The organism is Mesorhizobium sp. M7A.F.Ca.US.002.01.1.1 (genome assembly GCF_004022955.1).
Lineage (GTDB): Bacteria > Pseudomonadota > Alphaproteobacteria > Rhizobiales > Rhizobiaceae > Mesorhizobium > Mesorhizobium ciceri.
Map to the genome: position 1 here is coordinate 1 of NZ_RZQE01000933.1, position 1,037 is coordinate 1,037.

1 protein-coding gene is annotated in these 1,037 nt (G+C 62.4%); it reads left to right on the plus strand.

The annotated features are described in order from the left end of the window. Positions 1-88: 88 nt before the first annotated feature. A partial coding sequence (locus tag EN932_RS36835; protein WP_095770220.1) for an IS481 family transposase occupies positions 89-1,037 on the plus strand: 949 nt, incomplete at its 3' end.

The following is a 1,037-nucleotide window of genomic DNA, read 5'->3' on the forward strand; positions in this document are numbered from 1 at the left end:
CTAGGTGTGAGCTTTCGAGAGGTTGTCCATTCGGACCGGACCGAGGAGACTGGAGTTACCACGCTTCAGCATCCATCGGAGGGTCCGAATGAACATCCACAAGAATGCCCGTCTCACACCGCTGCGTCGAGAGGAGATGGCGTTATCGGTGATAGAAGGCGCTTTTTCCAAAGCCCATGCGGCGCGCGTCTATGGCGTGTCGGCCAAGATCGTGGCGCGCTGGGTCGAGCGCTATAAGACCAAAGGGCGGGCCGGCATGGTCGACCGCTCGTCGCGGCCCACCGTCATGCCGAGCCTGACCGAACAGTCCGTGGCCGAGCGCATCGCAGCCTTGCGTCGCCAGCGGCTGACCGGCAAGCACATCGCCCATGAGGTCGGCGTCTCGCCCGCCACCGTCAGCCGGGTTCTCAAGCGTGCCGGGCTGTCGCGGCTCAGGGATATCGAGCCGGCCGAACCGGTCCGGCGCTACGAGCGGGAGCATCCCGGCGAGATGATCCATATCGACATCAAGAAGCTCGGCCGCTTCAGCCAAGTCGGCCATCGTATCACCGGCGATCCGCAAAAGGGCAAGTCGCGCGGCGCCGGCTGGGAGTTCGTCCATGTCTGCATCGACGACGCGTCCCGCATCGCCTTCTCGCAAATCCTGCCCGACGAGAAAAAGGAGTGCGCCATCGCCTTCCTCAAGGCCGCGGTCGCCTATTACGCCAGCCTCGGCGTCACGATAGCCCGCGTCATGACCGACAACGGCTCCTGCTACAGATCAAAGGCCTTCGCCAAGGCCTGCCGCGATCTCGGCCTCAAGCACGTCACGACAAGACCCTATACGCCCAAGACCAATGGCAAGGCCGAGCGCTTCATCCAGACAGCACTGCGCGAATGGGCCTACGCCATTGCCTATCCGACATCCGATCATCGTGCCGCCGAACTGCCTGTCTGGCTGCACAGATACAATTGGCATCGTCCACATGGCAGCCTAAAGTCAAAAACGCCTATCAGTCGCCTCGCCCTGATCGAGGACAACCTGTTGAAGCTCCACA